The sequence below is a fragment of the Nostoc sp. ChiVER01 genome, assembly GCF_034531155.1.
Lineage (GTDB): Bacteria > Cyanobacteriota > Cyanobacteriia > Cyanobacteriales > Nostocaceae > Nostoc.
Genome location: NZ_JAVRBS010000060.1, coordinates 1 through 6,671, shown reverse-complemented (window position 1 = coordinate 6,671; position 6,671 = coordinate 1). Strand labels below are relative to the sequence as shown.

2 protein-coding genes are annotated in these 6,671 nt (G+C 40.1%); both read right to left on the bottom strand.

The window, feature by feature from the left end; translation table 11 throughout:
• Positions 1 to 552: 552 nt before the first annotated feature.
• On the bottom strand, positions 553 to 6,021 hold the full coding sequence (locus tag RMY00_RS35755; RefSeq protein WP_322652088.1) for an AAA family ATPase: 5,469 nt from the start codon (positions 6,019 to 6,021) through the stop codon (positions 553 to 555).
• A 339-nt stretch (positions 6,022 to 6,360) separates the two neighbouring features.
• On the bottom strand, positions 6,361 to 6,537 hold the full coding sequence (locus tag RMY00_RS35750; RefSeq protein ID WP_322652087.1) for a hypothetical protein: 177 nt from the start codon (positions 6,535 to 6,537) through the stop codon (positions 6,361 to 6,363).
• Positions 6,538 to 6,671 lie beyond the last annotated feature (134 nt).

The following is a 6,671-nucleotide window of genomic DNA, read 5'->3' as shown; positions in this document are numbered from 1 at the left end:
TTTGTTATTTCGGAGTACCCATTTGCTATTTCGGAGTACTCATTTGTTATTTCGGAGTACCCATTTGCTATTTCGGAGTACTCATTTGTTATTTCGGGGTACGCATTTGTTATTTCGGAGTACGCATTTGTTATTTCGGGGTACGCATTTGTTATTTCGACGTGTCCATAACGCAATACGCTTGGGTTAAGGCTAAAACTCTTTGTCAAATTCAATTTTTTTTACGTAGACGCATTAGCGAAGCGGTAGCGACGTTCGCGTAGCGTCTCGCAGAGAAGGAGCGTCAGCGGCTTGCCGCAGGCTACCACAGAGACGCAGAGAAGCCAGTGCGTTGGGCGGGTTCCCCGACTTGTTCGCGTAGCGTCTCCCCCTGGGAGAAGCAACTGGCGCGGCACAGAGAGATGCTTAACTGAACTGTATTGGTCTATAATGCACCCTACGAAACTACTAAAAGAGTTGAAACCTCTGCTGTGGTTATCCTTGCGTCTACACCCTAGCCTTTTAAGAGAGAAATAGAAGAGAGGTTTTTCAGATACCATAAAAAATTAGAACCTACATAACTCCCCCTGCTCCCTGCTCCCTGCCCCCTGCCTCCCCCTGCGTTGCTTTAAGGGGAATAGAGATCATAAATTCAGCCCCTTGTCCTGGAACGGATACACACTCCAACTGTCCTCGATGCTTATTAGTTACAATCTGGTAACTAATAGATAGCCCTAAACCAGTGCCTTTACCAACAGGTTTGGTGGTAAAAAAGGGTGTGAAGAGTTGCCGCCGCACATTTTCGCTGATACCAGAACCGTTGTCAGCAATGCGAATGACAGCAAAATCGCCTTCAACAGTAGTACGAATTGTAATGATGCTTGGCTGACGTGCAATATCGGCATAAGTCCGATGTTTGTTAAATTCTTCCAAAGAATCAATTGAATTAGCGATCAGGTTCATAAATACCTGATTCAGTTGGCCAGGGTAGCACTCTACGGGTGGCAGGTTGCCGTACTCCTGTATTAGCTGAATTCCCGGAGAATTTGGTTCGGGTTTAAGCCGATTTTGCAAAATCATTAGGGTGCTATCAATGCCCTCATGGATATCAACGGCTTTGACTTCAGCTTCGTCTAGGCGGGAAAAGTTTCGTAAAGATAATACAATCTGGCGAATGCGATCGGTTCCCCCTTTCATGGAAGCCAACAGCTTAGGTAAGTCTTCCATCAAAAAATCTAAGTCAACCGCATCTATCTCATTCTGAACTTTAGGCGGTAAATTCTGGTTTTGCTGCTGATAAAGTTCTACTACACTCATCAAGTCTTTGACATGATTATTAACGTAAGTCAAGTTGCCGTAGATAAAGCTGACTGGGTTATTGATTTCGTGAGCAACGCCTGCTACCAGCTGCCCCAAGCTAGACATTTTTTCGCTTTGCACCATCTGAGACTGGGTAAGCTTCAATTCATCAAGGGTATGTTCTAGCTGCTTTGCTTTCTCACGCGCTTGTGTTTCCGAAATTTCTAACTCCTGGGAGTATATGTGCAAATTTGTGTAGAGCCGAGCATTTTCTATGGAGATGGAAACTTGCGAGGTTAACAAGTTCAATACCTCTAATCGCTCTGCGGTAAAGACTCCGGTGGTGAGGTTATTTTCCAGGTAAAGAACTCCAGTTAGCTTACCCTGATGAGAGAAAGGCAAACACAAAATTGATTTGGGTTGATTGGCAACAATATAGTAGTCATTCAGAAAACGCTCTGTGTGACTAGCATCGTCTAAAACCAAATTTTCTTTTGTTCTTTCAACATAGTTAATCAGCAAAACTGGTAGTTTATGCTTTACTAGAAACAAACTGGACGATCGCACTGTCACTTCATCTCGATCAATGCTTCCTTCGGCTTCAATTATCCACTGGTTCTCTCGTTTTACAAGTAGATAACCCATTTGGGCCCCAGCATTCTCGATCGCGATCGTCATCATCTTCTCCAGCAGAGGATTTAGCTCCATCTCGCTTGAGAGTGCCTGGGATGCTTTAATCGCCGTGCTAATATCTAGAGTTTGGGTTTTAGCTTCAGAAATATCTTGAATCTGCTTTGTAGCCTTACGGCGCTCGACTGTATCTCTAAAAATTTGGGAATATTGTTCGTCCAGTTGCCGAACTTTACTCGTAGCTTGCCACTTTAAATAGCCATAGCGGGCTTCTTTTAAATAAATTTTGGCAAAGTTTTTCCTATCCTTGGCTAAGTAAAATCGAAATGCCAGTTCGTTTGCTAAGGCTTCATTTTGTAAATAACCGTTTTCGGCAGCAGAAGCGATCGCCTTATCATACAGCTCCATTGCCTGATAATCTTGTTGGTGAATCCGAGCAATTTCAGCTTGAATCAGCAAAAACTTGTGTTGATAATTGGTTGGACAGTGCATTGCCCATTGTTGGAATTTTTCTAAGTTGACATTTAATTTATCCAGATAAATTGCTTGAGTTTCTGTATCTGCCTCCGCATAAGCCCCTGCTAAGGCAATACTTTGATGAAAATAGAAAACAGGATTAATAAAAATTCCTCGCGCTCCCCCTACATATTTTTCTGCATTGTCTGCATACTCAACAGCTTTGATAAATTCTCCATACCAGTTACAGAGCGCAAGTTTATAGATATAAACTACAAATGCACTCAACATATCTGAAGATGCCAACGCAAACTCTAGCACTTGCCCTTCATCAGCCCAAGTTCCCACAAGTCGATCAATCTTATCTGTTGGCTTAGTCAGGTTAGCGATCGCTTCCATAGCCAGCAGATGGTAGTTCAACATATTTTTGTCAATCTTGCGGAGGCTAGGAATAAAATCTTCGGCTATTTCTGCGGTTTTTTCTAAAGATTCATTTCCAAATAGTGATTGCCATAAAAAATTAACTGAACAATAACCAGACCATTGATAAGAACCTGTTTCTAAACCACTATTAAATCCCTTCAATAAATAAGGTTTGCTTTCGCTAATATGGTCTTTATAGTGACAAACTAAACCGCCCCACATATTTAAAATATTTGCTTCTAATTCCTTCGTTCTTAAAACTTCATGTAAATGCAAGGATAGTTCGCCAAACTCATAACCTGAATCAACTTCACCATATTGAAACACCAAATTAAAAGCATAAAGCATATAGCCAAATACCGAAATTGGTGAGTTGCCATACTGAACTGAAAGTTGAGTTATATTCATCGATGTGATATGCAACGCTTTAGATCCTAAAAAGTAGGCAATAGGCCAGACTTCTTTTAAGATACGTTGAGCCATTAACTTCTCTTCGTCTTGCATTGGCGGTAGTTCTGCGAGACTAAAAGTTGAGCGATCGCCAATAACTTTTTTGGTATAATTAAGTTTTTCTAACAGATATGCATCATCGGGATAAGCTGTAAACTCCAAGCCTAAAAGCTCTAAAGTATTTAGCCCAATTTTATATGCGGAGTTTAAATCATTCTCCATCCGATAACACATAATTCGATATTCATTCACCCGACACATATCAAGAGTAGTTTTAACTTGGCTGAAAGTCTGCTCGAAAATCAGCAAAGCTTTCTCATACTTACCATTTAAAAATTTTGCTTCTCCAACTTGCAAATATAATGTTAAGGTGAGTAAATAATTATCTTGCCAGCTATTTTCAGGTAGATAACTCATTCCTGTTTTCAGCAATTTGAGTGCAGTTACAAACGCCGAAGATGATTTTGCTCGCTGACCTGCTTTCAGATTTAATTCTGCCAGTTCATATCTTTCTGCTGGTTCCACAATCAATGAACTACCAGCATTGAGATGGTTGACAATATCAAAAAGATGTTCTTCCAACTGAGATTTTTCAGTATTATGTAATAGTAATTTACCTACCTTTAGGTGTACTTGTTTTTGCTGATCGATTGGAATTAAAGAATAGGCAGCTTGCTGAACGCGATCGTGCAAAAACTTATAGTCAACTTTTACAGCAGTATTGCAGTATATTGCCAATTCCGACTGATTCAACAACTGAGGAATTTTGTAAGTATCGCTCAAAGGAAGAATTAATCCGGCTCGTAAAGCTTCCCATAAATCAATTGCTGTGGCTGATGTAGATTTTTCGTTGACTACAGCTAGAATTTCTAAATTAAAACGGTTTCCAACACAAGCAGCTAATTGTAAAACTTGCTGCGTTGGTTCTGACAATCTCTGAATTTTATTCACCATTAAATCGACTACATTATCGGTAATGGCTTGTTCCTGAATTTTGTTGAGTTCCCACTGCCATAAACCTAAACGATAATCAAATGTTAAGAGATTATCTTGATGTAGTACTTTTAGTAACTGAGTCAAGAAAAAGGGATTACCTTGAGTTTTTTGAAATAGCAAATCAGCTAAAAGTTCGGCCTGAAATGATTCGCAATTGAACGTATCAATAACTAGTTGAGTAATATGAGGTGTTGCTAATGGCTTCAAAAACAATTCTTCAACAGTAGCCCCAGATGCTCGAATTGTCTCTAACATTAGCATCAGTGGATGGGTGGGACTAACTTCGTTATCTCGGTAAGCCCCAATTAGCAATAGATACCGACTTTCTGAGTCAGTCATTAAATTTTCGACCAACTTCACAGAGGCAGCATCTGCCCATTGAAGGTCATCTAAAAACAGTACTAAGGGATGTTCAGCAGCAGTAAAGGCATGGATAAATTGCTTAAACACCCGATTAAAACGGTTTTGAGACTCAGCAACACCCAACTGTGGTACAGGTGCTTGCTGCCCAATAATTAGTTCTACTTCCGGGATGACATCAATAATAACTTGACCATTAACTCCCAATGCTTGTAGTAATTTATTTTTCCAAACCTCAACTCTGGCTTGGCTTTCAGCTAACAGTTGTCGCATCAATTCTCGAAATGCTTGAATCAAAGAAGCATAAGGAATATCTCGCTTGAGTTGGTCAAATTTGCCACCGATGAAGTAACCTCGTTGCCGGACAATCGGTTTGTGAACTTCGTTAACTAGTGAGGATTTGCCGATACCTGAATATCCTCCTACCAACACCACTTCACTAGAACCAAGGCTAACTTTTTCAAAGGCAGCCATTAAAGCCGCCACTTCTACCTCCCGACCGTAAAGTTTTTGAGCTATTTGGAATTGATGCGAAAAATCTTGCTGGCCTAAGGTAAAAAGGTCAATGCTGCCTTTTGTTTGCAGTTGTATTGCTGCTTGTTCTAGGTCAGCCTTTAACCCGTAAGCACTCTGGTAGCGGTCTTCAGCAGTTTTGCTCAGAAGTTTCATAGCGATCGCAGAGATTACCAGTGGTACATTAGGATTAATCTTGTGCGGAGCTACTGGAATTTTCGCAATGTGACAATGCACTAATTCCATTGAGTCTTGGGCATTCTGGAAAGGGAGCCGACCCGTGAGCAATTCATAGAAAATGACACCTAATGAATAAAAATCTGTCCGATAATCTAAGGTTCGATTGATGCGTCCAGTTTGTTCTGGCGACATATAAGCCAGCGTTCCTTCTAAGAGGTTGAGGCTACTGATTTCTGGGCTTTCTTTTGACAGCAGCGAAGCGATGCTGAAGTCAATCAATTTTATTTTTTCGGTATTCGGGTTATAAAGAATGTTTTCCGGCTGAAGATCCTTATGAATAATGTGGTGGGTATGTAACTCTCCTAAAGTTTCAGTAATTTGACCGGCAATGTTAAGAAATTTCCTAAGTTGAAAGCCTGTATTAGATATCTGAGCTTTTAAAGATTCTCCACCAAAATCTTCTAAAACCATTGCTAGACCATTACTGTAACCGTTGTCATAACTGATTAATTCATAGGGTTTGCTCACACCTACAATGTTCAGGTTTTGGATAATTTCGTATTCGTGCTTAATCTGAGCAATCTCTTTGACAGTAGGATATTCTGCCTTGAGCAGTTTGATAACAACTGAACGCTCGTTAGCCTTGGAGTATGCTCGATAAATTACTGTGGCAGTAGCTTCATAAATTAAACTTGCAATACTATAATCCGGGATACGAGCAATTAATTTAAGCATTATTACTTGGCTGAATGTTGTTTTATAATAAATTTTGGTGGTTCTTATAATAATTCCCGAAATTCAGGTTAAATTAACTCTTCAAATCGGAAGTGAAGAAGGCAGGGGGTAGTTCTTGCTGGAGCTAGGAATTTAGATGAGGCTTCTGTTTGCTACTAATGGCTAAGGAATGTGAATGAAATAACATTCAGATATAGTTTTTAACCTCACCCCGCCTTTGACCTTCGTCAAAGTCTTCCCTCTCTTTAGTAAAAAGATGGGTTGGGGGTAAGGTTTTTTTACTTTATTAAATCTGCGTTCCTAATAAGCAAGGACAAATGACTCAAAATCCACGACTTTTCATGAAAAACCGTGGGATGAGTTAGCTTTTGGTAAGTCCGGTCTAAGACTTGCGCGTGTTTCTCGTTTTCCAACCATCACCATCGGAACTCCACCATCGGGAGCAAGGGTAAACCCACGTCGTTGCAGTTTAATAGGTTGATTCTCCACTAATACCAATTTAATATGAAGCTGCATAGAAAAGAGCTTCTAAAATAAAGTTATAAGAAGAGATAGATATTACCTGCTCAAGTGTAAGTTGGTCAAATATTTCTTGGATGCGATCGGGTAAAGTCTGTAAAGAAGAGAAAAGTTGATTTTTGAGTGGTTTC

What these genes read in the sequence shown, in the direction of transcription:
- RMY00_RS35755 (WP_322652088.1), bottom strand. Translation starts at nt 6,021, where the DNA reads ATGCTTAAATTAATTGCTCGTATCCCGGATTATAGTATTGCAAGTTTA.
- RMY00_RS35750 (WP_322652087.1), bottom strand. Translation starts at nt 6,537, where the DNA reads ATGCAGCTTCATATTAAATTGGTATTAGTGGAGAATCAACCTATTAAA.